Annotated in this window: 21 protein-coding genes and 3 tRNA genes; 14 read left to right on the top strand and 10 right to left on the bottom strand. The window is 59.3% G+C overall.

The genetic code is table 11. The annotated features are described in order from the left end of the window. Position 1: 1 nt before the first annotated feature. The 3 genes from I2F59_RS00120 (at position 2) to I2F59_RS00110 (ending at position 292) form a co-directional block, all read left to right on the top strand. A tRNA-His gene (locus tag I2F59_RS00120) sits at positions 2-78 on the top strand. A 22-nt stretch (positions 79-100) separates the two neighbouring features. After that, positions 101-176, top strand: a tRNA-Lys gene (locus tag I2F59_RS00115). A gap of 43 nt (positions 177-219) precedes the next feature. Further along, positions 220-292: transfer RNA gene (locus tag I2F59_RS00110), tRNA-Lys, on the top strand. A gap of 264 nt (positions 293-556) precedes the next feature. On the opposite strand, the gene dinD is transcribed toward I2F59_RS00110, so the two are convergent. The 4 genes from dinD to I2F59_RS00090 all read right to left on the bottom strand — a co-directional run bounded on the left by dinD (position 557) and on the right by I2F59_RS00090 (position 5119). Further along, positions 557-1417, bottom strand: a complete 861-nt coding sequence (gene dinD / locus I2F59_RS00105; RefSeq protein WP_195502660.1) for a DNA damage-inducible protein D — start codon at positions 1415-1417, stop codon at positions 557-559. 161 nt (positions 1418-1578) lie between these two features. Further along, positions 1579-3105, bottom strand: coding sequence for an FAD-dependent oxidoreductase (locus tag I2F59_RS00100; protein ID WP_195502658.1), 1527 nt, complete (start codon positions 3103-3105; stop codon positions 1579-1581). A 256-nt stretch (positions 3106-3361) separates the two neighbouring features. Next, positions 3362-4366, bottom strand: coding sequence for a GGGtGRT protein (locus I2F59_RS00095; protein ID WP_022094815.1), 1005 nt, complete (start codon positions 4364-4366; stop codon positions 3362-3364). 18 nt (positions 4367-4384) lie between these two features. Then, entirely contained in the window at positions 4385-5119 is a 735-nt protein-coding gene (locus I2F59_RS00090; protein WP_006235554.1) for an iron-sulfur cluster assembly scaffold protein, read from the bottom strand. A 223-nt stretch (positions 5120-5342) separates the two neighbouring features. On the opposite strand from I2F59_RS00090, the gene I2F59_RS00085 reads away from it, so the two are divergent. Further along, positions 5343-6335, top strand: a complete 993-nt coding sequence (locus I2F59_RS00085) for a transposase (RefSeq protein ID WP_195502656.1) — start codon at positions 5343-5345, stop codon at positions 6333-6335. A 660-nt stretch (positions 6336-6995) separates the two neighbouring features. Here I2F59_RS00085 and sufU read toward each other — a convergent pair. The 5 genes from sufU to sufC are packed head-to-tail and all read right to left on the bottom strand — an operon-like array spanning position 6996 to position 12241. After that, on the bottom strand, positions 6996-7430 hold the full coding sequence (gene sufU / locus I2F59_RS00080) for a Fe-S cluster assembly sulfur transfer protein SufU (RefSeq protein ID WP_195502654.1): 435 nt from the start codon (positions 7428-7430) through the stop codon (positions 6996-6998). Beyond that, positions 7423-8748, bottom strand: a complete 1326-nt coding sequence (locus tag I2F59_RS00075) for an aminotransferase class V-fold PLP-dependent enzyme (protein WP_229065244.1) — start codon at positions 8746-8748, stop codon at positions 7423-7425. Before I2F59_RS00075 ends, sufU begins: the two co-directional genes overlap by 8 nt. Continuing rightward, a complete protein-coding gene (locus tag I2F59_RS00070) occupies positions 8745-10016 on the bottom strand; it encodes a SufB/SufD family protein (protein WP_195502653.1) in 1272 nt (423 codons plus the stop codon). Before I2F59_RS00070 ends, I2F59_RS00075 begins: the two co-directional genes overlap by 4 nt. Then, a complete protein-coding gene (gene sufB / locus I2F59_RS00065) occupies positions 10016-11428 on the bottom strand; it encodes a Fe-S cluster assembly protein SufB (RefSeq protein ID WP_195502651.1) in 1413 nt (470 codons plus the stop codon). Before sufB ends, I2F59_RS00070 begins: the two co-directional genes overlap by 1 nt. 12 nt (positions 11429-11440) lie before the next feature. Then, a complete protein-coding gene (gene sufC, locus I2F59_RS00060; protein ID WP_195502649.1) occupies positions 11441-12241 on the bottom strand; it encodes a Fe-S cluster assembly ATPase SufC in 801 nt (266 codons plus the stop codon). Positions 12242-12465: 224 nt separating this feature from the next. On the opposite strand from sufC, the gene I2F59_RS00055 reads away from it, so the two are divergent. The 5 genes from I2F59_RS00055 to I2F59_RS00035 all read left to right on the top strand — a co-directional run bounded on the left by I2F59_RS00055 (position 12466) and on the right by I2F59_RS00035 (position 17541). Beyond that, positions 12466-12897 (top strand): RrF2 family transcriptional regulator, encoded by a 432-nt coding sequence (locus tag I2F59_RS00055; RefSeq protein ID WP_055310594.1) that lies wholly within the window; start codon positions 12466-12468, stop codon positions 12895-12897. Positions 12898-12905: 8 nt separating this feature from the next. Continuing rightward, positions 12906-13193, top strand: a complete 288-nt coding sequence (locus tag I2F59_RS00050) for a nucleotidyltransferase family protein (protein WP_195502647.1) — start codon at positions 12906-12908, stop codon at positions 13191-13193. Continuing rightward, the gene (locus I2F59_RS00045) at positions 13180-13599 is read left to right on the top strand and encodes an HI0074 family nucleotidyltransferase substrate-binding subunit (protein ID WP_195502646.1); all 420 of its coding nucleotides are present in this window, start codon (positions 13180-13182) and stop codon (positions 13597-13599) included. Before I2F59_RS00050 ends, I2F59_RS00045 begins: the two co-directional genes overlap by 14 nt. A 128-nt stretch (positions 13600-13727) precedes the next feature. Further along, on the top strand, positions 13728-15542 hold the full coding sequence (locus I2F59_RS00040; RefSeq protein WP_195502645.1) for a VgrG-related protein: 1815 nt from the start codon (positions 13728-13730) through the stop codon (positions 15540-15542). Positions 15543-15744: 202 nt separating this feature from the next. Further along, positions 15745-17541, top strand: a complete 1797-nt coding sequence (locus I2F59_RS00035; protein WP_195502644.1) for an AAA family ATPase — start codon at positions 15745-15747, stop codon at positions 17539-17541. Positions 17542-17565: 24 nt separating this feature from the next. Here the strand turns inward: I2F59_RS00035 and I2F59_RS00030 are convergent, their stop codons facing one another. Further along, entirely contained in the window at positions 17566-18585 is a 1020-nt protein-coding gene (locus I2F59_RS00030) for a glycosyltransferase (protein ID WP_195502643.1), read from the bottom strand. A 256-nt stretch (positions 18586-18841) separates the two neighbouring features. Between I2F59_RS00030 and I2F59_RS00025 the strand changes: the two genes are divergently transcribed. The 5 genes from I2F59_RS00025 (at position 18842) to I2F59_RS00005 (ending at position 25752) form a co-directional block, all read left to right on the top strand. Then, positions 18842-19945, top strand: coding sequence for a glycosyltransferase family 2 protein (locus tag I2F59_RS00025; RefSeq protein WP_195502642.1), 1104 nt, complete (start codon positions 18842-18844; stop codon positions 19943-19945). 6 nt (positions 19946-19951) lie between these two features. Beyond that, entirely contained in the window at positions 19952-20992 is a 1041-nt protein-coding gene (locus I2F59_RS00020) for a glycosyltransferase family 2 protein (RefSeq protein WP_195502641.1), read from the top strand. A gap of 74 nt (positions 20993-21066) precedes the next feature. Continuing rightward, a complete protein-coding gene (locus I2F59_RS00015; RefSeq protein WP_195502640.1) occupies positions 21067-22185 on the top strand; it encodes a glycosyltransferase family 2 protein in 1119 nt (372 codons plus the stop codon). 12 nt (positions 22186-22197) lie between these two features. Beyond that, positions 22198-23265 (top strand): glycosyltransferase family 2 protein, encoded by a 1068-nt coding sequence (locus I2F59_RS00010; RefSeq protein WP_195502638.1) that lies wholly within the window; start codon positions 22198-22200, stop codon positions 23263-23265. Next, complete coding sequence (locus I2F59_RS00005) at positions 23266-25752, top strand: glycosyltransferase family 2 protein (protein ID WP_195502636.1); 2487 nt, start codon at positions 23266-23268, stop codon at positions 25750-25752. Positions 25753-25945: the final 193 nt, after the last annotated feature.

The raw sequence follows: 25945 nt of genomic DNA, 5'->3' as shown, positions 1-25945 counted from the left end.
GGTGGGTGTAGCTCAGTTGGCTAGAGCGACGGGTTGTGGTCCCGTAGGTCGAGGGTTCGAGTCCCTTTACCCACCCCAGTTCTTGCTTCGTGTTGATATCGGGTCGTTAGCTCAGTTGGTAGAGCAGGGGACTCTTAATCCCAAGGTCCAGGGTTCGACCCCCTGACGGCCCACCACACGATATCTCCTCTAAAGTCCGCCATAACGGACTTTAGCTTTGGGTCGTTAGCTCAGTTGGTAGAGCAGGGGACTCTTAATCCCAAGGTCCAGGGTTCGACCCCCTGACGGCCCACCCAAAGATTGTTAAAGCGACTGGCTCAGGCTGGTCGCTTTTTTGTTGACCTCGTATGGGGTCGAACCCGTAAGGGCGCGGAGCTGAGGAAATACGTAAGCATTTACCAGCGTAGCGCGCAAGGCGCCTTGGCGCCGCAGCGGCCGCCTGCGCAGCAGGCTGACCCCCTGACGGCCCACCAAAGCATGTTAAAGAGACTGGCTTCGGCTGGTCGCTTTTTTGTTGACCTCGCATGGGGTCGAACCCGAAAGGGCACAGCCGCTTTCACAGATCGAGCCTACCCTGGGGATCGGTAAAACCGTCAGTACCCTCCTTGAGTTTCTTCTCGTCTGCCTTCACGCGACGCTCGAGCTTTTTTGTATCCTCGGCAGGCGGTAGGTTCTCGGGGACAATTCCGCGGTCGATGAGGCTGCCACGCACGCTTGTGTTGTTCTCGACGTGCTCTTGCTTGATCTGGTCCAGGCCGTACAGGTCGTGTTCCTCGGCGTTGAAGGCCGTCATCGAGTTCGTAAGGTCCTTTGCTTTGATGAGGACATCGGCTAACCTGTCCGCCAATGCCGCGCTCTTGGGTACGCCGAGCTGCTGCTTCATTTCCGCCGTGCTTCTGCCGCCGAATAACGCCTCATCGCCCTTCGACTTGATGATCGCGAATCCTTTGGAGTCCACGCCGCGTTTGAACGCAATACCCGAGAGCTGTTTCTCTGAATCGGATAGCGAGTGGCGCGCCTGCAAGCGCTGAATCTCTGCGAAGCGCTGCTCTATGAGCTCTTGGCGGCGCGTCTGCACGGCAAAGTATGCCTGGGCGAGCGCGATCTCTGGCTTGTTTGAATCTCCGTTCTGTGCGATTAAATAGCATGCATAGCGCGTAAGTTTGTAGTCTTTAACCGCGCGAGCGGCGACACCGGCAGTTACCATTTTCGTGGTGTCACGAAAATGGGAATCAACTGGAGTTTTGTTTGTTTCGCATGAGACTGTTGCCCTCTTAACAACTTCGGCGAAGTTCTCCCATCGAGTGTACCCCATGGGTTCCATTAAATCGCGTGCGAGCCAATACTCAACGCCGTCTTCCACATTGGCGTAGCTATCAAGTTTGACACGCCACTTCTCGATATCACTACTGTCCATATCTCCTCCTCGCTGGTCTATTGTCTGTGCGGGCTTTGCCCGCTCTGTATTCAGAATTAGGATACGCTGCCGTGCGGACACGAATAGGCCCCGTGCCACCTCGAGCTCACGGGGCCCATAGATATCGATTAGGTGTGTTCTGCTTTAGATGGGTGTCCAGTTTAGTCCGTTCGATAGTGCGATCCGAGGCTTTCGGTTCGCTTGCGCATGGCTTTGACCATTTCCTGTGCTAGTTGAATCTGCGACTGAAGGCGGGCGAGGGCAGCGATTTCGCTGTCCTGGGCTTTCTGTGTGCTCAAGGTCGTTGCCTCCGTCTTCAAGCCCTCAAGCTCGTGTAGTGCTTCGGATAGGCCCGTCTCGGTGCGGTTGATCATGCAATAGGTGCTCATCGTGTGCTTAAGGCTGTGTGTCAGGCGTTCGGCATCTGTTGTGGCAATGCCATGCTGGGGGAGGTCGATATCCGTCTTCGGGGCCATCTCAGGTGCATTCTGCGCTGCAAGGGCTGCCGATGCTCCTGCGATGCGTCCGAACACGATGCCGTTGGCGCTTGACAAGCCACCAATGCGGTCGGCGCCGTGCATGCCGCCTGTCGCCTCGCCGCAAGCGTAGAGGCCCTCAACGCCCGTGTACGCGGTCTTATCGATCTTGATGCCGCCGTTAGCGGCGTGGGCATACATCGCAACGCGCATCTCGTCAGTCGGGGCGATGCCGTGCTCGTCTTGCAGCCAGGTGGCAAAAGTCTGCACAAATTCTGGGACATCCTCACTGGGGAAGTCGTAGTGGAGTGCCAGGCCTTCGGCACCTGCCTTATCGATGACGAGATCGATAGCGCGGGAGGCCAAACGTGACGTGAAGGGACCATATCCAGAGCGCTGCTCGAGCAGTTCGTCCAGCTTGTCGTCGGCAATATCTGCCGGCTGGTCTACATGTACGTAGCGCCAGGTTTTCTCGTTGAAGACCAAGTTACGCCTGGGCTCGATGAAGCCGGGCATCATCTGCATGAACTCTATATTAGTAAGTGTTGCGCTGTGCGCCAGCGCGATGGCCTGCGAGGAGCTGAGCACATCAGCCGACGTAAGGCTGCGCTCGAACAGGCCGCCTGTGCCACCGGCTGCGATGATCGTGGCCTTGGCAGCAAAGGGCACGATTCGATTTTCGGTGAGGTCGTAGAGCACGGTTCCGGTTATTCTGCCGTTCGTGTCCTCAACAAGGTCGATAAGCTCATGGCGGGGGAGCAGGCGAATGCCGAGCGACTCGATCCGGGCTGTCAGAGCGTCCTCAAGGGGCTTGCGGGTGAGGCCGCGCCACATGCGCGTCTTGTGGTCAAAGCAGGGGATAAACTGCTTTTGCTGAGCGCTCTCAGCGTTTTGCGGACGCTTGAGCTCAACGCCCAGGTCTTGCTCGAGCCATTCAATTGCCTGGGGAATGCCGTGGACAAACGTCTGGACAAGCTCGGGGTCGGCGACACCGCCGCCGACGGTCTGGATGGTGTCGATGAGGTCTTGTTCGTCGTCTTCGTTAACGGGTCCGATAAGCCCTAGGCCCCAGGTTCCAGGGAAGAAGCTCGATCCACTCATGGTCTTGCCGGCGCTTGCCACAGCGACGGTTGCGCCCGTGCGTGCCGCTTCGATGGCGGCACAAAGGCCCGCAATGCCAGATCCAATTACCAGTACATCAGTCGATTCCATCGGATTCCTTTCTCGTCCGGCGCATTGTCGCACGGGTGATCGGCAATGGGGCCGCAAAGACCCGGCAAATCGGTAAAGGGCAAATATGGCAGGTGGGCGTCATGGACGCTCTGACGCTCCATCTCTTCACATCTCGTATTTCGCCCCAGCTGATATATCGGCATTAGATACCCTGCGCCAGCGCAAACAAAAAGAGCCGCTACCTCGAAAGGTAGCGGCTCCAAAGCTCAACTATCTGAGCATCGCGCGGGCGCGATTAGGCCTTGAGGGCCTCTTCGACGGCGACAGCGCAGGCGACGGTGGCACCGACCATGGGGTTGTTGCCCATGCCGATGAGACCCATCATGTCGACGTGCGCAGGCACGGAGGAAGAACCGGCGAACTGGGCGTCGGAGTGCATGCGGCCCATGGTGTCGGTCATGCCGTAAGAGGCAGGGCCGGCGCCCATGTTGTCCGGGTGCAGGGTACGGCCAGTGCCGCCACCAGAAGCGACGGAGAAGTACTTCTTGCCAGCCTCGAGGCGCTCCTTCTTGTAGGTGCCAGCGACGGGGTGCTGGAAGCGCGTGGGGTTGGTGGAGTTACCGGTGATCGAGATGTCGACGTTCTCGTGCCACATGATGGCAACGCCCTCGCGGACGTCGTCGGCGCCGTAGCAGTTGACGGCGGCGCGGGGACCATCGGAGTAGGGGATGGTCTCGACGACCTTGAGCTCGCCCGTGAAGTAGTCGAACTGGGTCTTCACGTAGGTGAAGCCGTTGATGCGGGCGATGATCTGAGCGGCGTCCTTGCCCAGACCGTTGAGAATAACGCGCAGCGGCTTCTTGCGAGCCTTGTTGGCGTTCAGAGCCAGGCCGATAGCGCCCTCAGCGGCAGCGAAGGACTCGTGGCCGGCCAGGAAGGCGAAGCACTCGGTGTCGTCGGAGAGCAGCATAGCGCCCAGGTTGCCGTGGCCCAGACCGACCTTGCGGTCCTCGGCGACGGAGCCGGGAACGGTGAAGGCCTGGATGCCCTCGCCGATGATGGCAGCAGCCTCAGAAGCGGTCTTGGCGCCACGCTTGACAGCAAGAGCGCAGCCGAGGGTGTAGGCCCACTCGGCGTTCTGGAAGGCGATGGACTGGGTGTTGTTGACGATCTCACGCGGGTTGAAGCCCTTGTCGGTGCAGATCTGCAGAGCTTCCTCGAGGGAGGCGATGCCGTTGTCGGCGAGGCACTTGTTGATCTTGTCAGCGCGGCGCTCGTAACCTTCGAACGTAACAGTCATAGTTATTTCCCTCCCTTTCTACTCGTGAACCGGGAACACGCTGGCGACGGAGTGAGTCTCCTCGTCGGTGCGCGGGTCGATGTACTTGGCAGCGTTCTCCCACTGACCATAGTGGCCCATAGCGCCAGCGATGGCCTCCTCGGGGGTCTTGCCGGCCTTGACGGCGTCGGTGAACTTGCCGAGGTTCAGGAACTCGAATGCGATGATCTCGTTCTTGTCGTTGAGAGCCATGCGGGTGACGTAGCCCTGAGCGAGCTCGAGGTAACGAGCGCCCTTGGCCTTGGTGCCGAACATGGTGCCGACCTGAGAGCGAAGGCCCTTGCCGAGGTCGTCGAGGGAGGCGCCCACGGGCAGGCCGCCCTCGGAGAACGCGGTCTGGCTGCGGCCGTAAACGATCTGCAGGAAGATCTCGCGCATAGCAACGTTGATGGCGTCGCAGACGAGGTCGGTGTTGAGGGCCTCGAGGATGGTCTTACCGGGAAGGATCTCGGAAGCCATGGCGGCAGAGTGGGTCATGCCCGAGCAGCCGATGGTCTCAACGAGGGCCTCCTCGATGATGCCGTCCTTGACGTTCAGCGTGAGCTTGCAGGCGCCCTGCTGAGGTGCGCACCAACCCACACCGTGCGTAAGACCGGAGATGTCGGAAATCTCCTTAGCCTGGACCCACTTGCCCTCCTCGGGGATGGGTGCGGGGCCGTGGTATGCACCCTTGGCAACGGGGCACATGTTCTCCACTTCCTGTGAGTACTGCATGCCTCTCCTCTCTATCGTGTTGGCGTCCCGTCTGGGGGTCGTGGCTGGCGATTGCCGGGCGACCCTTCGAAAGGGACATGACATGCAGCCCCTATAATACCGCGAAATGCACGGAATATTCGGCGAACGGCTCAGTTTTCGTAGCGAGAAGTCCGGAAGTTTTAATTGAAACGGTTTAACTCTATGTTCTGTGGTCGCGAACTTCCGTAGAAGGGGTCCGTCTTTGGCAAGCTTTTGGGCAGCTCTTGTAAGCGTTGCGGGGGTTGACCTGTTGCAACGGTGCCGTTCGCCGCCTGTTTACTGTCTTTGGCCGCGCGAGCGAATTGTTTTGCGTGAATGTTTTGATGGCACGCTTCAATCGTGCTGTATTGGATGGCAAGCAGATCCCGGCGAAGGGAGCGCCATGCAGCGCGTTTGGAGAACGGTTACCGGCTTTTACCATGTCTGTGCCCGCGGTACGGGCAAGCAGCTCATCTTTGAGGGCGATGAAGACCGGTGGGAGTTCTTGGAGCTGATGCGTGAGTGCTGCCGCAAGGCGGGCGTGACGGTTATCGCCTGGTGCCTTATGGGCAATCACGTGCGTCTGGTGCTTGCAGATTACGAGGACGCGATGAGCGCGGCGATGCACCGGCTGCTTTTGACGTACGCGCGGCGGTTCAATAAACGCACGGGGCGCACAGGGCATCTGTTCCAGAACCGTTTTGACCGGCGCTCGCTCGATACCGACTGGCAGGTGATGGAGGCTATTCGCTCCGTTCACGCCGATCCGCAGGAGGCGGGCATCAGTCTCATTGAGCGTTATCCCTGGAGCAGCTTTCCGGAGCATTTGTGCGCTTACGACGGTGACGCGGCCGATGTCGCGAGGGGATTTTCTGATCCTTCTTGCGTGCTTGAGCTTTTTGGTTCTGCCGAGGGCTTTATTGCCTATTCGCTTTCGACGCCCGACGGCGGCGAACCGGCGCTGCGCGATATGAAAGAGACAGAGTGGGAATGCCACGCCTTTGCCGACAAGATGGCGAAGAGCCTCGGGGCTCCGCTCCATGGGGTTAAAGACGCACCGCCTGCGCAGCGCGATACCGTTATTTTTGGATTGCACGATGCCGGTTTTACGGTGCGCCAGATTGAGCGGTATACCGGGATTGGCAAAAGTACCGTCTCTCGTATCGTGCGCGCCCGCGCGCGAACGGCGATGCGGGCTGGCGGAAACGTGATGTAAGGTCGCCTGTTCACCGCAGTTGGGGTCGTCCATACGCCGCAACCAGCGTTCAAAAGCTTGGTACGGTAACTGCACTTCTTAATATGCATAGAACAATCGTCATCTTGCATAAAAATAACAGCTCAGTCCGGGTTTGCCCGTGCCTACCCCCGTTTGCGCCGTGCAAAAAACGGAGTTTTCAGCATCGTGGTGCTGTCGGCACTGCCGCAATCTTGCAACATACGGGTCCCGAAGCTATTTATGCCTTCCGATGCGCCTCCGAAGCGCATGTATGTGATCCCTGAGACCGCGATGCTTGTTCTAAAACACAATATATATGCGCCTGGAGACGTTGATTAACGCTTTCGATGCGTATACATACAGCTTGGCGTGCTGAATACTCGCAAAAATGCACGTCGCACCCTATGGGACCCGTCTGCGGCAGGCGCGAAGCGAGTCGGAGCTCAGCAGAACGGGGCTTGGCGCATTGCTTGGCGGGCCCGGGGCCCTGCCGCAGGCCTTTGGTGCTGTGGAAAACGCCCGTGTTCGCGTCTGGCCGTGTGGTAAATGACAGACGGGGCGCCGGGCGCGCTGATTTTGTGTGTTCGTGCTCATTAGGAAAAACAGAGCCGCCCGTATCGGGCGGCTCGGCAATCAAAAACCTTGGATTCGGAGCATACGCTACTGGTTAGCTTGCCCCTCGAGCATGCCGTCGAGGGTGCGCCAGGCGAGCTCGGCGCATTTGACGCGGGCGGGCATGTGCGAGATGTCCTGGAGCTGGGCGGCTTCGTCCAGGTCTTCCAGGTCCTCCTCGGAGAGCTTCTCGCCGCGGATCATGGCGAGGAAGAGCTCTGCCAGGCGGCGAGCTTCCTCGACGGTCTCGCCGGTGATGAGATCGGCCATGATGTCGGCACTGGCCTGGCTGATGGCGCAGCCGTGGCCGGTAAAGGAGACTTCCTCGATCACGTTGTTCTCGACTCGTAGCTGCAAGGTGAGCTCGTCACCGCAGCTGGGGTTGATACCGTCGTGCTCGTGCGTGGGAGCATCCATCTCGTACTTATAGTCGGGGTGCGAGTTGTGCTCCATAAGTGTGGTGGAGGTGTACAGATTACCCATTGAACGTGCTCCAAACGTGATGCAGGCCGGCGATGAACTTGTCGATGTCGGCCTTGTCGTTGTAGAAGGCCACGCTGGCGCGGCAGCAGGCAAGGTTCTCGACGCCCAGCCAGGTAAGCAGCGGCTGCGCGCAGTGGTGGCCGGCGCGGATGCAGACGCCGTCCATGTCCATGATGCTCGCGACGTCGTGCGGGTGGATGCCCTTGACGTTAAAGCTCACGACGCCGTGGTGGTTGTCCCAATAGATGGAGCCGATGATCTGGACAAAGTCGAGCTGCATGAGTTCGCCCATCAGGTAGTGGACGAGTGCCTGCTCGCGGGCCTGAATGTTCTCGTAACCCACCGTGTTGACCAGGTAGTCGAGTGCCGCGCCCGTGGCGAAGATGCCGGCGGCGTCCTGCGTGCCGGCCTCGAACTTCTCGGGGACGGGCGCCCAGACGGCGTCCTGCTCGGTGACAGAGTCGATCATTTCGCCGCCGGTGAGCATGGGCGGCATGGCGTTGAGCAGGTCCATCTTGCCCCACAGCACGCCGATGCCCATGGGGCCCATGGCCTTGTGTGCGCTAAAGGCAAAGAAGTCGGCTCCCAGGTCGGCCACATCGACCGGCATGTGCGGCAGCGACTGCGCGCCGTCGACGACCAGATAGCCGCCGTACTTATGGACGAGCTTGCCGAGGTTCTTGACCGGGTTCTCGACGCCCAGCACGTTAGAAACCTGACCCACGGCCAGAATTTTGGTCTTGGGACCAACCTTGGTAAGAACCTCCTCGGTGGTGAGCTGGCCGGTCTTGGTGGGGTAGAGGTAGACGAGCTTGGCGCCGGTTTCGCGGCAGACCTGCTGCCACGGGATTAGGTTGGAGTGGTGCTCCATGATGGTGATGACGACCTCGTCACCGGGCTCGAGCACCGTGGGTGCAAAGCTCTTGGCGACCAGGTTGAGCGACTCGCTCGTGTTGCGGGTGAAGACGATCTCGTTGGCCTGTGAGGCGCCGATGAGGTCGGCGATCTGCTGGCGGACCTTCGCGATGGCGTCGGTTGCCTCGACGGAAAGCGAGTACAGGCCGCGCAGGGGGTTGGCGTTCATGCGCTGATAGAAGTCGCGCTCGGCGTCGAGCACACAGGCAGGGCGCTGCGCGGTGGCGGCGCTATCGAGGAAGGCGATCTCGGGGTGCTGCTGGAACAGCGGGAACTGCGCCTTGTAGGGATTAGTCTCGATGTCGACGGTAGGCCAGCCGCGCGAGGCCTCGTCGCTGGCGTCGAGCTCCATAGGCTCCGGTGCGGTACAGGTGTCGCATTTAACGTGCTCGGTGTCGATCATGCGAGCTCCTCTTCAAAGTTGTCGATCAGGTTGTTGCCCAGGCGGACGACGGCGGCGCGGGTGCGCTCGTCGGTGGCGGAAAGTGCGGCGTCCTCCAGCTTGGCGCGGACGAACAGGTCCTCGGCGGCGTTTTGGTCAAGGCCGCGGCAGGCGAGGTAGAACAGTTGCTCGTCGCGGACGTGGCCGATGGTGGCTCCGTGGTTGCCGGCGACGTCGTCCTCGTCGCAGAGAATGACGGGAACGGTCTTGTTGTCGACGCCCTTGTTGGCCAAAAGCACCGTCTCGCGCTCGGTGCCGGTTGCACCCTTGCAACCGTGCACGAGGTCGATGGTGCCGCGGTAGACCTTCTTGGACGTGCCGGTCAGCACGCCGTTGGCGTCGATCTCGCACTCGGTCTTGCGACCGCGGTGGCGCAGCTCGTAGTTAAAGTCGCGCACCTGCTCTCGGGCGCCCAGGTAGTCAGTATCGATGGTGACCTTGGCGGTATCGCCCAGCAGGTCGCCGGCAAGGCCGGTGGCGCTGGCGCCGGCACCCAGGACGGTGTGCTGCACGTTGACGCGCGCGCCCTCGTCCAGGAACAGGCCGGTGTCGTCGAGCGCGATCCAGCTATCGTCGAGCGTCTGCGTGCAGGTCACGTTGACGGTGGCGTACTCGTGGGCGCACACGCGCAGCACGGATCCCACGACGCCCTCGCCGGCAACGGGGGAGTCCAGGGCGATCTGCAGGTCGAGCGTCGACTGGGGACGGACGACGACGTCGATGGCGGCGATGGCCGCGGCGGCATCGACACCGCTCACACGCACGGTAACCGTGGCGTGCTTGTATGCGGGCACATCGATGACGACGCGCTTGGTGGCGTGGTCGGCCAGGTAGGTGTAGGCAGCCTCGCCCATGCCAGTCTCGAAGGCCTCAGCGGGGGAGAGCTCCTCCTCCAGCTTAATGGCACCGGCCTGGTAGACGGAGGTGGCGGGCACGTCGAGCTCGGTCTCGGGCGTGATGCGGGCGCGGTCGGCGGCATCGCCGGGCGCGGAGGCGCGGCGCTCGGGGAAGCGCTCGGCGATGGCGTCCATGGCGGCGTCGAACGCGTCTGCCACGCCAGCAAATTGCTCGTCCAAGCCCTCAACCTTAACGGTCTCGGCGGGAGCGGCGGCAAGCTCGTCAGAGAGCTCGAGCTTGGTCTGGTTCATCTTCAGCCAGCCCCATGTGGCAGCCGGCATCGCATTGACCTGCTCAAGGGTGGTAGCAGCGGTGTTCGTGGTCTGTTTCATTATCCGATCGCTCCTTCCATCTCGAGCTTGATCAGGTTGTTCATCTCGACGGCGTACTCCAGCGGTAGCTCCTTGGAGACCGGGTTGGCAAAGCCGTTGACGATCATGGTACGGGCTTCTTCCTCCGAGATACCGCGGCTCATCAGGTAGAACACCTTATCGTCGCCGATACGGCCGATGGTGGCCTCGTGGCCGATGTCGACATTCTTGGCGCGGATGTCCATGGCGGGGATGGTGTCGGAGCGGCTCTGGTCGTCGAGCATGAGCGACTGGCAGCTCACGGTTGCCTTGGAACCCTCGGCCTTGGGCGTGGCCACGATGGAGCTGCGGAAGGTCTGGATGCCGCCGCTCTTGGAGATGCCCTTGGTCTCGACGGTTGCCGAAGTATCGGGCGCGTTGAGCACGACCTTGCAGCCGGTATCCAGGTTCTGGCCGGCGCCGGCAAAGGTAATGCCGGTAAAGCTCGAGCGGGCGCGGCGTCCGCTGAGCACGCTCATGGGGTAGAGGTAGCCCACGTGGCTACCGAAGGAGCCGCTGATCCACTCGATGTCGCCGTCCTCGTCCACGCGCGCACGCTTGGTGTTGAGGTTGTACATGTTCTTGGACCAATTCTCGATGGTAGAGTAGCGCAGGTGCGCACGCTTGCCCACAAAGAGCTCGACGGCGCCGGCGTGGAGGTTGGCCACGTTGTACTTGGGCGCGGAGCAACCCTCAATGAAGTGCAGGTCGGCATCGTCCTCGACGATGATGAGCGTGTGCTCAAACTGGCCGGCGCCCTTGGCGTTAAGACGGAAGTAACTCTGCAGCGGGAAGTCGAGCTTGGTGCCCTTGGGCACGTAGACAAACGAGCCGCCCGACCATACGGCGCCGTGCAGGGCCGCAAACTTGTGGTCGGTGGGCGGGATGAGCGTCATAAACTTCTCGTGGATGAGCGGTTCCCACTGCGGGTCGTGCAGGGCCTCCTCGATGCCGGAGTAGACGATGCCCATCTTAGACGCCGTGTCCTGCATGTTGTGGTAGACGAGCTCGGAGTCGTACTGCGCGCCGACGCCTGCCAGATAGCTGCGCTCGGCCTCGGGGATGCCCAGGCGCTCAAAGGTGCTCTTGATGTCGTCGGGCACCGACTCCCAGTCGTGCTTTTGGTCGGTGTTGGGCTTGACATAGGTGACGATGTTATCCATGTCCAGGCCCTCGATGGAGGGGCCCCACGTCGGGTCGGGAAAACGATTAAAGATCTCGAGGGACTTTAAGCGCAGGTCGAGCATCCACTGCGGCTCGTCCTTCTTGGTGCTGATCTCGCGCACGATGTCGGGCGTGATGCCGGCGTCGAGGCGCTCAAATCCCTCCTCGCCATAGGTGAAGTCGTAGAGGCTGCGGTCGATGTCTGCGACCTCGGTGCGGTTCTTGGTCATTGCGTTGCCCCTTTACGCCTGCTGCTCGGCAGCGGCGGCCTCGGCCTGGGCGCGCTGCTCGGCGGCCTCGCGCTCGAAGGTCTCAAAGCCGTTCTTGTCGATCCAGGGGATAAGCGAGGCGTCGTCCTCGCGCACGATGTGGCCCTTGACCATAACGTGGACGCGGTCGACATCCAGGTGCTCCAGGATGCGCGTGTTGTGCGTGATGATGAGCATGGAGCCGTCGCAGCTCTTGCGGTAGGCGTCCATGCCATGGCTGACGGTGGACAGGGCGTCGACGTCCAGGCCGGAGTCGGTTTCGTCCAGGATGGCGAGTTTGGGCTGCAGCAGCAGAAGCTGGAGCATTTCGACCTTCTTCTTCTCGCCGCCCGAGAAGCCTACGCCCAGCTCGCGGTTGAGGTAGGCGGTATCCATGTTGAGCTCGGCCGCGAGCTCCTTCACGCGGCGGCGGAACTCCTTACCCTTCATCTCCAGGCCGGGGCGGCCGGCGATGCTGGCGCGCAAAAAGCTCGACAGCGGCACGCCAGGGATCTCGACCGGTGCCTGGAAGCTCAGGAACAGGCCGGCGCGCGAGCGCTTGTCGGTGGTGAGCTCGGTGATGTCCTGGCCGTCAAAGACGATACGGCCGTCGTTGACCGTGTAGACGGGGTCGCCCATGACCAGGTGGCCGAGGGTGGACTTGCCGGCGCCGTTGGGGCCCATCAGCACATGGGTTTCGCCGGCGGCGACTTTGAGGTTGACGTTGTGGAGGATGGTCTTCTCGTCCACGGAGGCGGTCAGACCTTCGATGGAAAGCAGCGGATTTGCGCTCATGCTGTCCCTCTCTGTATATGGTGTACTCATGGGTGTACTAAACCCTAGGAATCTTCTCGGAATAAAGTTACTATGGGTTCGGCGTTAGTCAAGGGAAAACCCGACTAATCCACTCGACTTTTCAAATTCTGGGACAAAATAACCTGTTGTGTTTGTCCCACTTACTTAAGATTTGGGACAAACAAACCTGGTTATGTTGTCCCAGATGCGATGGGAGGGTAGGTATGCTCATTTCTTCCAAGGGCCGCTATGCCCTCCGGCTGATGATCTATATCGCGGCGCTCGGTGACGCCGAGGGCAAGATTGCTCTGCGCGAGGTTGCCGACCGCGAGCATATCTCGCAAAAGTATTTGGAGCAGCTGGTGCGTCCGCTTATGAAGGCTGGCTTGCTTAAGAGTGTGCGCGGCAAGGGCGGAGGCTACATGATGGCCAAGGACCCGGCCGAGGTGCGTGCTGGCGACATCCTGCGCGCTGTCGAGGGCAGCACGGCGCCCGTGGCGTGCGACGGCATCGACAACAGCTGCACCCGCAGCGATTTGTGCTCGACCGTCAAGTTCTGGCGCGGCCTGGACGACGTGATCGAAAAGTACGTCGACGGCGTGACGTTGGCCGACCTGGCCGCCGTCCCCGAGATCAACTTCGACATTAAGCTGTAGGGCTGCAAATGGCATCTCTCGACAAGGTGTACAAGCAAATCGAAGATTTTGCTCGGGAATGTGACGCCGAGAAAGTTGTGCTGTTTGGGTCTCGCGCTCGAGGCAACAACTTGCCTAAGAGCGATATTGACATCGCCGTAGCAGGTTGCCGGTATTTCGGCCGTTTCTCATATTTGATCGAGGAGCGTCTTGATACTCTTTTAGATGTAGATGTCGTCAATCTCGACGAGTCCTTATCGCAGCAATTGCTCGATGAAATTGCCAGGGATGGTGTGATTCTGTATGAAAAAATATGAGAACTTTGCCAGCGCCTTGGCGAATCTTGAGGATGCGCCCAATCAGGATCTCAACAATGATTTTGTTCAGAGTGGATTGATTAATAAGTTCAATCTTCAATTTGAACTGAGCTGGAAGCTCCTTAAGCGTCTGCTCGAGTATGAGGGTGCCACGCTTGCCGCGTCGGGGTCTCCTCGTGCCATCTTGAAGGAGTCCTACCGATTCTACGACTTTATTGATGAGGCAGCCTGGCTAGATATGCTCAGAGACCGCAATACGAACGTCCATATCTACGACAACAAGCTTGCTCAAGATTTGATTCAGCGTATCTTGAACGCCTATATCCCCGCTTTCTGCCAGTTGAGGGACGGACTGATGGAGCGTTACGGCGAGCTTCTGTTGGTGCCCGACGACCAGTTTGTTTAATTCCTTAAGATTTCGCGGAGGGTAGTTGCCGTTTACCGAGGGGTTGTTGTGCAACAGGCGGCGAGCTGTAATACTTAATCTCATCTTTGCAAACTGCACTTTAACTACACCAATGCAGGGAGGATCTTATGCAGCCCAAGCATTCTGCTATTGTCGCGGGTCTGACGCTGGCGCTTTCGTTTGGCGCCGTTTCCGCGCCGGCACCCGCCGCTGCCGAGGAGCCCACGCCAGGCGTTGCCTCGGATGCCACCGATATCGATAAGGGTCTCTACACCCAGCAGTCCTTCTCGGGCGTGCTGAGGTCGGTCCAGGGCGTTTCGTTTGTCAACGTGACTACCGAGATGAAGTACTTTACCAAGTACGAGAGCCATGGTAACTACAACCAGGGCTTTTCGTATGGTGACGGCTACAACGCGCTGGGCTATTACCAGTTCGACCGCCGTTGGTCGCTCATTCCGTTTATGAAGCAGGTCTACAACTACAGCCCCGAAAAATACAGCATGCTCAAGGATGCGATTGATCGCGGCAGCGAGATTTCCAACACGAGTAATGTCATGTACGAGAACGGCCAGCTCACCGAGCTGGGCCATATCGCGCAGGATGCCTTCCAAGGTGCGTACAACACCGATCCTGTTGAGTTCTCAGCACTTCAAGATGCGTATGCGTACAACTCGTACTATGCGGTGACCGAGGCGTGGCTCAAGAGCGGCCTGGGTATTGATATTTCGGGCCGCGCCGATTGCGTCAAGGGCATGGTGTGGAGCATTACCAACATGTGCGGCACCGGTGGCTGCAGGGACTTTTTCCGCTGGGCGAATCTTTCCAATGATATGTCCGACCGCGAGTTTGTGACGGCGCTCTCCAACAGCGTGGTCAATAACGTGGCGACCAAGTATTCGAGCCAGCCCCAGTATCATGAGGGCTGGAAGAATCGTTATAAGAATGAGCTGAAGGACTGCTTGGCTTATATCGCCGAGGACGAGGCAGCCGCTGCGACGCCCGTGCAGCCCGAGCCCACACCGGCGCCCTCGCCGACACCTGATTCGAATGACGACTCGAGTGACGATCCCAACGATGACAGGATGGATACGCCCTCGACCGATGCTGACGGTAATGGCTCGGCTGGTGGCACTACCAACGACGGCTCTACCTCGAACGGCTCCAATTCGAACGGCTCTGCTGCGGGCGATTCGTCTTCAAGCTCTGCCGGCAATACGGACAGCGACGCTTCTGGTTCGACCGGCGCTGACACCTCTAACTCATCTACCGGCTCGAGCGATTCGTCCGTTGACACCGGCTCTAACAACGGCTCCGGCTCTGACGCAACCCCTGATTCCGATGCTTCCAAGGACGACTCGAATAAGGCGCCGGACGCTCCCGTTGCTTCGCCGGACAAGAAGCCTTCTTTCTCCGAGCAGCTTGGTTCTACGCTGGGCTCTTCGCTGATGGCTGGCGTCAATAATGGTTCGACTCAGAACAAGGACAACTCTGATCAGGCTTCCACGGAAAAGACCGAAGCCGTAAAGGGCGACTCCAAGGATAAGGCTTCCGAGAAGGTTGAATCCGATAAGGGTTCTAGCTCTGATGAGAAGGACGACAAGTCCGCTCAGAAGAAGGACGAGGACAAGAAGTCTGAATCTGAGGAGAAGGACAAGAACAAGGACAAGACCGAGGACGGAAAGCAGCAGGGCGAGGACAGCAGTAAGGGCAACACCGACAACCAGAACCAAGAGCAAAATGACTCCAAGACGGTGACCACTACAACCACCACTACAACGACTAAGACTTCGGGCGGTAACATGCCCAAGACGGGCGACCTTATCGTTATGGCGAGCCTTGCCAGCGCGAGCTTGGCCACGCTGGGCGCTACGTCTATCGTAAGTGGTAAGTATAAGCTCGATCAGCAGAAGAAGGCTTCTGGGGAGGACGACTCGGGGGAGTAGGCTCTTAGTTGCCAGATAACTAAATAGTCGGGACGGGGTCCGGTGCGAATGTATCGGGCCCCGTTTTGTTGTGCAACGATTAATTGTGCCCCCTCACACCTCTTGTTACTACCGTTGCCCGATATGTTTGCGCGGCGACATCGGTACATGCGATGCGGTCATTACAATTGGCATCGTGCTGCGATTTAGGGGGAACGTTTTGGTGTCTGAACAGGCAAATGTTGATTGTGCTGCTGGCTTTGGCGTGCGTTTGATCGGCTGTGCCGACGATGCGGCTTTGCCCATTGGCATGCACGACTATGCGGAGGCTCTTGGTTGCTGCACGCTGGTCGACAAGACCATGTTTATTGCCGATGCGTTGGACTGCGACGCGTCCGTTGTGGTGTGCTGTCGACCCGAGGGTTTTGGCAAAAGCATGAACTTGTCGATGCTCAGGGCTTTTCTGGAGCGTCCAGCGGTTGGTCGCGCTGATCAGCGTTTGTTTGCCAATGCTCAGATTTGGGATGCAGACGGTGGGCGCTATCGGGATGAGTATGCTTGCTATCCGGTGATATCGCTGGACTTTTCTGGCGCTGCGAGGCGTGGTGCCGCTATTGCCGACGTCGTGCGCGATGCTCTTTCGGGCGAGTGCGCTCGCTTGTTGGCGCTCTTGGAGGCTCCTGATTTAGCTCGAGATAAGGTGCGTCACATCGAACGCGTCGTGCGTGGCGTGGCGAGCGCGGACGAGGTTGACTCGGTGCTCGGTGTGCTCATTGAGCTGCTGGAGATGGCCTGCGATGAGCAGGTTGTATTGCTCGTTGATGGGTACGATGCGGCGTGGTCTCGCCGTGCGAGCGCGAGGGACGCTTCCGACGCCGATCCGGCAGGGCTATTCGATCGCGTGCTGTTCGACGCCATTGCCACTGCGCGCGATTCGTTGCGGCTGACGTGTCTGATGGGGGAGCGTCCCGGCCCTGCCGAAGCGGCGCTTCCTTTGCATGGCTGCTCGTATTGTCTGACGACGCCGCTTTCGACGTGGTGTGACCGTTGGTTCGGCTTTTCGGATGCCGAGGTCCGGGCTCTGTTGAATCATGCTGGGCGCGAGGAATACCTTGATGATGCGCGTGAATGGCTCGAGGGATATCGGTTTGGTAGGGCCTGTTGCTCGAGTCCAGCGCGTGTGATCGGTTTTCTGGACCGAGGCTGCACGGCGCCTGTGCGCGCCGATCTGTATGGGTATGCGGATTGCCTGAGTAGGGTAGTTGCCGGGTGGAATCTCGACCGCCTTTCGGTCTTGTTTGATTTGCTCGAGGCCTATGGGTGTGCTGAGGTCCCGCTTTGTTTGGGCACTGCAGAGCCAGATGTCTCGCCTGACGATGGCATGTGGACAGCGCTGTATCTGTCCGGTTTTCTCACGACGGATATGACTGAGGAGCCAGAGCATGGCGATCGGCTCCGTGCTTTGCGATTGCCCAATAACGAGCTTCGCCAGGCCTTGCGTCTAGTGATTGTTGAGTGGTTTGAGTGCGCTGCCGAAGACATTCGAGACGTCGATGCGTTTCGCGACGGGCTGTGCCGTGGGAACGAGGATACGGTGAGGCGGGCGCTAAGCCGCATCCTGGGGGATGCGGGAATCGGTGAGACCGACCCAGATAAGCCGCTACCATATCATCTGCTCTTGCAGGGACTCTGCTTTGGCTTGCCGGGCTATGCCAATCCTGCCTCGAGGCGAAAGTGTGGCGCGGGTCGCTGGGACATCCAGGTTTTCCCTACGGGTGCTGTGTTCGACGTAGCAGACACGATTGGCATGCTGGACGAGCGCCCACTGATAACGATTAACTTGATGTATGACCCCGATGTGGATGCGCTAGGGTTGGAATTGCTGGCCGTGCAGTCGCTACTCGACATAGAGCGCGACGGCATCGACGAAATCCGTGTGCCGCGCCCCGGCGTGGGTCGCATGCGCTGGGGGTTCGGTTTTGATGGGCAGCATGTGGCTACGGTGTGCCAGCTGCTTTAAGCGCCGAGGTGTTTCCGGCTTCCGTTACTCGGTGTCCTTCATGGGCGGCATGGGCTTCCAGTTGGGATCCTTAACGATCTTGCGGGCGTCCTTCATGCCACGGCGCAGCGCCGGAATGCCGGTCTTAAAGCACTTGTCAACGGCGGCCAGGCGAATGAACTCCTTGCAGAAGGTCGCGGCGTTGCCCAGACGGAACAGCACGGGGTGATAGTCGCCGTAAATCTGCATGTAGCGGGCCAGATAACCGCGGTTGCGCATGATGTAGTAGCGGTTGGTGTCGCTCGTAGAGTTGAGCTGGCGCTTGCCGGCGATATCCCAGTTGGAGACGGCGCGGGCACGCTTGAGCACCACGTCGGCGACCACGGCGGCGGGGAAGTGCTGGCTGGCTACGTAGCCGTAGCAGGCATCGTCGCCGTAGATAAAGAAGCGCGCGTCGGGCAGGCCAATCTTGTCGACCACGCGGCGCGAGAACATGCCGCCCTCAAAGCACAGCTGGTTCATGGCGCGGTAGCCCTCGGGACCCAGATCCCACTTGGCGATAGGGTTAGGGATGCCGAGCGAGAGGATGAGCTGGTACTGCCAAAAGAAAGCGCCGCCGTCAAAGTCCAGGCGCGAACCCTGGATGACATCGTAGCGGTCGGTCCACTTGGCAAGACGCTCGATGCCTTCGGGGATGACGAGCACGTCGTCGTCCATCACCCAGAACCACTGGGCGCCCAGGTCGTAGGCGCATTTGGTGCCGGCGGAGAAGCCGCCCGCACCGCCGCCGTTTTCGAGCTGCGGGGCGTAGATGACACGGTCGGTGCCGCCCTGCGCGTCGAGCTGCTCGGTGTCGATGCCCCACAGGTTGGCCAGGCGCTCGTTGAATGCGGCGCACATGGCCTCGGTCTCGCGCGAATTCTCGTTATCGACAATCACGATGCGCCAGGGCGCGGCCGTGAGCTCGGTCATGGAGTCGAACAAGTTGGCCAGGAGTTCCTGGCGCTTGTACGTAACGACGACGATGGCGAGCTTATCGATGGGAGCGGGAAGGGTTGAAGGCATGGGGCAATATATCCTTTCACGCGCGGCGCGCATGCGCTGCACGGAAGCTATCGAATACGTCCTTGGGACTGTCCTATTGTAAAGGCTCGGCGCACCTTAGCGGCAAGCTTTGAATAAAACGCAGGAACCTGCCATGGGCCCGCCGCATGACGTGGGGCTGCTTTGCCCGCAAGAGGCTCCATAGATTATATAAACGCCCGCTGGCGCGCTGACCCTTTGATACCATGAAACGACAGGTATTTCCTAAGGAGCACATTTGTCTACTAACGCCTCTGGCAGCCCTGTTCTGTCGCTGCTTATTCCCATTTACAATGTTCAGCGCTATCTGCGCGAGTGCCTCGATTCCGCTCTGGCGCAGACGCTCAAGGATATTGAGATCATCTGCATTAACGACGGGTCGACCGACAACTCGCCCGCGATTATCCGCGAGTACATGGAGCGCGACCCCCGTGTAAAGATGATCGACAAAGCCAACAGCGGCTACGGCGACTCGATGAACCACGGTCTGGAGATGGCGCGTGGCAAGTACGTTGGCATCTTGGAGTCCGATGACTTTATGGCGCCCGACGCACTCGAAAAGCTTGTCTCGGCCGCCGATAGCAATAATGCCGACTTTGCGAAGGCGAACTTTGTTTTCTACTGGTCTAAGCCCGAGGAGCGCCGTTCACTGCACGAGATGTTTAAGGCCAAGGACTGCGGTAAGCCGGTGCACCCGAGCGACACGACGCAGTTCTTTAAGCAAAAGCCGTCGATTTGGTCGGCAGTGTACCGTCGCGATTTTCTTGAGCGCAACGGCATTAAGTTCCTGCCGACTCCGGGGGCATCCTTTCAGGACACGTCATTCGCCTTTAAGGTGATCGCGTGCGCCGATAAGGCTGTTTACCTGCATGATGCTGTTTTGTCGTATCGACAGGACAACGAGAATTCCTCGGTCAATTCTTCGGCTAAGGTCTTTTGCGTCAATACCGAGTATGCCGAGATTGAGCGTTGGATTCGAGAGGATTATGCCCGCGACCACGCAAGCGTCGATGTCGCGCGCATGCTCAAGTTCAATCAGCTCATTAAGTACGATTCGTACATGTGGAACTACGTGCGCCTGGCGCCTAAGTTCTATAAGGAGTTCCTGGTGCAGATGGCCAAGGAATTTCAGGCGGCCTTGGACGCCGGGGACTTTTCGCTTGACGACCTCAAGCCGTGGAAGCGCGCAAATCTCGCTGCCATCCTCAAAGATCCTGAGGGCTGGGTTGACGAGCACCCGAGTTTTGCGACGGATGGTGCCTTGGGGCGTGCTAAGTATTACGCCTCGGTTGGAGGCCCAGGCGTGGTTGCTGCCTTCCTCATCGAATCGCTGAGGGGGTAGGTCGGCATGGGAGAGGCCTCGTGTCCTAAAGCTACCATTGTCGTCCCCGTTTACAACTCTGCGCGCTCCATTCAGCGATGTCTCGATTCGCTGTTGGCCCAGTCCGAGCGCTCGATTCAGGTTGTCTGCGTCAACGACGGTTCGACTGATGATTCGTTGAACGTGTTGCGCCAGATCGCGCAGGCCGACGATCACGTACTGGTGATTGACCAGGAAAACGCGGGCGTCTCGTTCGCCCGAAATGCCGGAATCGATGCCGCCAAGGGCGAGGTGGTTTTCTTTGTAGACGCCGACGATTACATCGACGCCCAGACGGTCGAGCGCGTGCTGCATGCCATGGAGTCTTCAGATGCCGAGGTCGCCGTTTTTGGCGGCGTTTGCGAGCCGTCCGACGCCGCACCTAAACGCGTCCAGCAACTCATGAGTCCCAAGGCGGGCATTTTTGGCGCACGAGATCCCCAGTTACTGTTCCACGCAAACGCACAGCCCTATGCATGCCGCGCGGCTTTTTCACGCGAGCTGCTCAATCGCGAAGGCATTCGCTTCGCCCCCGGTTTGGCTTTGGGCGAGGACGTCGTCTTCCAATTTGCGGCTTATGCGCTTGCCCGCAGGACCGTCGTCATGCCGGACAAGTTCTACCACTACGTGATGGAGAGCGAATCGGCGACGCACGAGTTCAACAGTGCCGAGGCTCGTGCCAAAAAGCTTGACGCCCACATGAGGATGCTCGAGGAGGTCTTGGAGGACTGGGCGGCCTACGGTCTTTTAGACCTGTGTCCCGGCGAGCTGATAACTTGGATTTTGGACCTAATTGTGTTCGACCTGGCGCGTTTGGATGCCGATGACTTCCATCGCGTGGCGGCTCGCGTCAACATGGACCTCGCGACGTTTTTGGGAACGGCGTGGGCGGATGTGCCTGCTAAGGGCGCCGTTCGCCGTGTTGCCCACAAGCTCGTTGCGGCGACCTCGGGCGTTTCGATGGCAGACGCCACGCTGTTCTATCTTTCGACTCGCGGTCTCAAAGCCTGCCTGGAGCGCTTTATCTAATTCCAAGCGCTGCCGCCCGCCGCAACTCGGCTGCTAAAATAACCCTGTTACACGCTATTCAACAGGAGGTTCTCTTGCAGAACTCTGATAACCCTAAAGTTTCGCTGCTTGTCCCTATCTGCAATGTCGAACGCTACCTGCGCGAGTGCCTCGATTCCGCCGTGGCTCAGACGCTCAAGGACATCGAGATCATCTGCATTAACGACGGGTCGACCGACAGCTCGCCGGCGATTATCCGCGAGTACATGGAGCGCGACTCCCGTGTCAAGATGATCGACAAAGCCAACAGCGGCTACGGCGACTCGATGAACCGCGGCCTGGAGATGGCGCGCGGTGAGTACGTGGGCATCCTTGAGTCCGACGACTTTATGTTTGAGGATTCGCTCCAAAAGCTGGTCGCCAAGGCCGATGCTGAACATGCCGATGTCGTTAAGGGCGACTTTTACCTGTACTGGTCTGCGCCCAGCGAGCGCCGTGAGCTGTTTGGAATTATCGACGAGCATATGACAGGCGCCGCGTATCGCCCCGTCGATCGCCCGGGGATCTTCTACCGCAAGCCTTCCATTTGGTCTGCCATCTATCGGCGCGAGTTTCTCAACGCCAATCAGATTCGCTTTCTCCCCACGCCGGGTGCCTCGTATCAGGACGCAGGCTTTAACTTTAAGGTTTGGGCTTGCGCCGAGCGTGCCGCGTTTATTGCGGACCCCATTTTGTGCTATCGCCAGGATAACGAGAAGAGCTCCGTTAATTCGCCCAACAAGGTGTTTTGCGTGTGCGACGAATATGCCGAGATGCAACGTTTTTTGGACGAGCGTCCCGAGCTCAAGGCTCAGCTCCAGGGCATTTTAATGCGCATGAAGGTCGATACGTACCGTTGGAATGATGAGCGCCTGGTCGATGAGCTGCGTGAGCAGTTTTGGAAGAAAGCCTCGTCCGAGCTCAAGGCCGATTGGGATGCCGGTCGCTTTGACCTGTCGCTCTTCGACCCGCGCTGCGAGACCGACCTGCGTTTGATGGTCAAATCTCCCCGTGCCTATATCGATTCGCGCTTTGACTTTAAGAAGCCGGGCAAGCTCAATACGTTTAAGCATTACTTTAAGATTGGCGGCCTGCCGCTGGTTTGGCGCGTGTTGACGTATCAGCGCACCTACGGCGACAACCCGCACCCTGACGACGTTCCGGCCGCACAGTAGGAGCGCGTGACTATGGCTACCCCTAAGATTTCCGTCGTTGTTCCCATTTACAAGGTGGAGGAGTGCCTGGCCTGGTGCCTGGACTCCCTGCTTGCTCAGGACATGCCCGATTGGGAAGGCGTGCTGGTTAACGATGGCTCGCCGGATGGTTCGCGCGATATCGCGGCTGCCTATTGCGAAAAGGACACGCGCTTTACGCTGGTCGATAAGCCCAATGGCGGCCTGTCGAGTGCGCGTAATGCAGGCATCGCCGCGTCTACGGCACCTATTGTCGCGTTTTTGGATTCCGACGACCGATTTACGCCCGATGCATGCCGTGTGATCGTCGATGCCTTTGAGCGCGAGGACTGCGACGTTTTGACCTTTGGTGCGAATCCGTATCCGCTGGAGGCGGGGTATCCGTGGCTTAACTATGTGCTGAGCCCGCGCGATGTGTCGTTTGAAGGCTATAGCTCCGACCTGCTGTTTAAGGAAGCATCTCGCCCCTTTGCATGGCGCACCGCCTGCGGGCGTGAGTTTTTGCTGGGCAACGGGATCGTGTTCGACGAAACCGTTAAGTATGGCGAGGACCAGGTCTTCGATTTTGCCGTGTACGGTCGTTCGCACAAGACCGCGCTTATCTCGAACAAGCTGTATGATTACCGCGTGGCGCGCAAGGGTTCGCTCATGGACACCATGCGCTACGACGACGAGACGCGTCTGCTGGAGCACGTGAAGATTTACTCCGCGGTGCTGGCTGACTGGCAGCGCGACGGTCTCGATGCTCAGCATGCCGATGACCTGGCATATTTCCTGTGCGATCTGGTGCTGTACGATGCGCTCAGGCTGCTGGGTTCGGACTGCGGCAAGGTGTTTGCTGCCGTCGCCGCGGCTCTTGCCGGTTCTGCCGTGGGCAGCGATGCTGCGGTCGCACAATGTGCTCCTTCTGTTGCTGCTATGGTGCGTGCGGCGCTTACCAGCAAGGCCCCCAATGCCCGTGAGTGCAAAAAGCTCATGTTCGATTACGACGTCTTGAGGTTTGGGCGCCTGGGTGCCTGCAAACGCATGGCAGCGAACGCCCTGGGAAAGCGAGAAGTGTAGATGAGTATCAAGCGTTTGGCACTTTGCCGCAGTCAGGGCCGTCTTTTTGTGCTGCTTCGTTTTGCCGGCCAGGATGTCGCCGCGCTTATTGAGCGGGAGGGTTCTCAAGCGTTTGCCCATGCGACGACGAGCGGTTCTTGTGTGCCGTCGCTGGTGCTCCCGGTCGATCATGGCCGTGTGCTGGCGCTTTGCCCTTCCGTTTCCGATTACGAGCGCGAGCTCGCCGTCTTGGTGCTTCCGTTTTTGGATGGCTCGTCGATGGATGTCGTTTTTGCATCCGGTGGCCAAAGGTTGGGCTCCATTTGCCTTGATAGCCGCGTGGCCAAGCTGGAATCCAAGATTAACTACAAAGCAAAGCCTGCGCTGTGTGCGCTTATCCGTGATGCGCAGCGTGGCGTATGCTGCGGTCGCTACGAGATCGATGCCATTCGCTATTTGCCGGCAGACGCCGGCGCGGTGTGGCGCTATGAGGTTACCTGGGCGGGAGACCCCCAGTGCGCGCCTGAGCTCCAGATCTTCGATACGTATATGAATGCCATCGATGTTACCGTGCATGTGTTTGAATCGCAGGTCGATGTGCCGCAGCAGAACGGATGCCGCGTCAATAAATCGTATCTGAGTGTTGAGATGCCTCAGGATATACGAGATTTTGTCGCGATTGCGAGCGATCCCACAGAGCAGATCCAGAGCGGGTTTTGCGCCATGGATGGTCGCCTGTACAACGGCATGGTCGATGACAGTTGGAACCGCATGAAGGACGCGCGTGCAGACGACGCAGCTTATCGACGCTGGTTTGAGCAACATCGCGCAAAGCCGGGCGATTTGGCGTGCCAGCGTGTCGCTTCGGCAGTCTTTGCCTATAGGCCGCTCGTGAGCATTGTGGTGCCGTGCTACAAGACTGATCGGGTCTACCTGCGCGAGCTGCTGGACTCGGTGCTAGCCCAGAGCTATGACAACTGGGAATTGCTGCTTATGGACGCCTCGCCCGAATGGGACGCGGTGGCCACTCTTGCGGCAGACGCCAACGACGAGCGCGTTCGTCGCATTGAACTACCCGGCAACGGCGGCATTGTGGTCAACACCAACGCAGGTATTCAGCAAGCGACTGGAGACTACATCGCGTTCTTGGACCACGATGACATCCTGGAACCGGACGCGTTATTCCACTATGTTTCCGCGCTGAATAAGGCGGCCGAGGGCGAGCGCCCCCAGGTCTTGTTCTGCGACGAGGACATGTTCCAGAAAACGGGGGAGTGGGGCCAACCGGTCTTTAAGACCAAGCTCAACGCCGACCTGCTCTATAGCCATAACTGTGTGACGCATTTCCTGATGGTGGAGAAGGCACTCATCGATTACATTGGCACGTCCCCAGAAGACGTTGCGGGTGCCCAGGACTACGACCTGACGCTTCGCTGCCTTGCGGCGGGCGCGCGGTTTGAGCATGTTGCGCACGTGCTGTATCACTGGCGCGTTCATCCGGGATCGACCGCCGATGGTTCTGCCGATAGCAAGCCGTATGCTATTGAAGCCGGGCGCCTTGCGCTTCAGCGCCACTTTAACGCGCTGGGCATTTGCGGAACGGTCGAGGAGACCGAGACGCCGTTTGTCTACCGCATGCGCTATGCGCTGCCGGAGCCTGCGCCGCTGGTGAGCATCGTGATTCCCACCAAGGATCACGTTGAGACGCTCGATGCCTGTGTGACGTCGATCGCTCAGAAAGCCACGTATGCCAACTACGAGATCGTCTTGGTGGAGAACAACAGTGAAGCCCCGGAGACGTTTGCGTATTACGAAACCCTGCCAGAGCGCGTGGCTGCAGCATCCGAAGGCAAGGGCATCGCGCGCGTTGTGTGCTGGCTGGGTGAGTTCAATTACTCCAAGATCATTAACTTTGGCGTGGAGCACGCCAAGGGCGACTACCTGCTGCTGCTCAACAACGATACCGAGGTCATAAGCCCCGATTTTATCGAAGAGATGATGGGCTATCTGCAGCGTCCCGATGCGGGCGTGGTGGGCGCCAAACTCTACTTTGCCGATCATCTGGTGCAGCACGCTGGCATTGTGGTTGGCGTGCGTGGCGCACTTGCCCATGCCAACCAGGACTTCTCAGCACAGCGCGAGGGCTATCTTGCCCGCGCTGTGCGCCCGGGCAACTTTAGCGCCGTAACGGGTGCCTGCCAGATGGTCCGACGCGACGTATTTGAGCAGGTTGGCGGTTATAACGAGGAATTCGCCGTCGGTTTTAACGACGCTGACTTTTGCCTTCGCGTGTGGGAGGTCGGCTACCGCACCATCTTTACGCCCTATGCCGAGCTGTATCACTACGAGTTCACCTCGCGCGGTAGGGAAGAGGCCAACGAGGAAAAACTGCGTCGCTGGAAGCGCGAGCAAGCGCTGTTCATTCAGCGCTGGCCTGAGTTCTTCCTCAACGGTGATCCATGGCTCGGACCAAACCTATCCTTCGAGAGCGAGTTTGGCGCCTTGTAGGTTTTCCAAACGATGCGTTGAATCGTTTGGTGCATCATTGCTTGGTTCCCGTCCCCCCAATCTAGTAGACTCTAAACCGTTGCTAGATTAGGGGGATTTTCCATGAAACGCTCCATGAAACGAATTTCCGGTGCCGCCGCCGCGCTGGCGGTCGCGGCCGCCCTGGCCCTGTGCGGGCCCGCGGCCTACGCCG

Origin of the sequence: Collinsella aerofaciens, from assembly GCF_015556945.1 — a bacterium.
GTDB classification, from domain to species: Bacteria; Actinomycetota; Coriobacteriia; order Coriobacteriales; family Coriobacteriaceae; genus Collinsella; species Collinsella aerofaciens_AO.
Note: the sequence above shows the minus strand (reverse complement) of the source record. Positions and strands in the feature narration are given on the sequence as shown.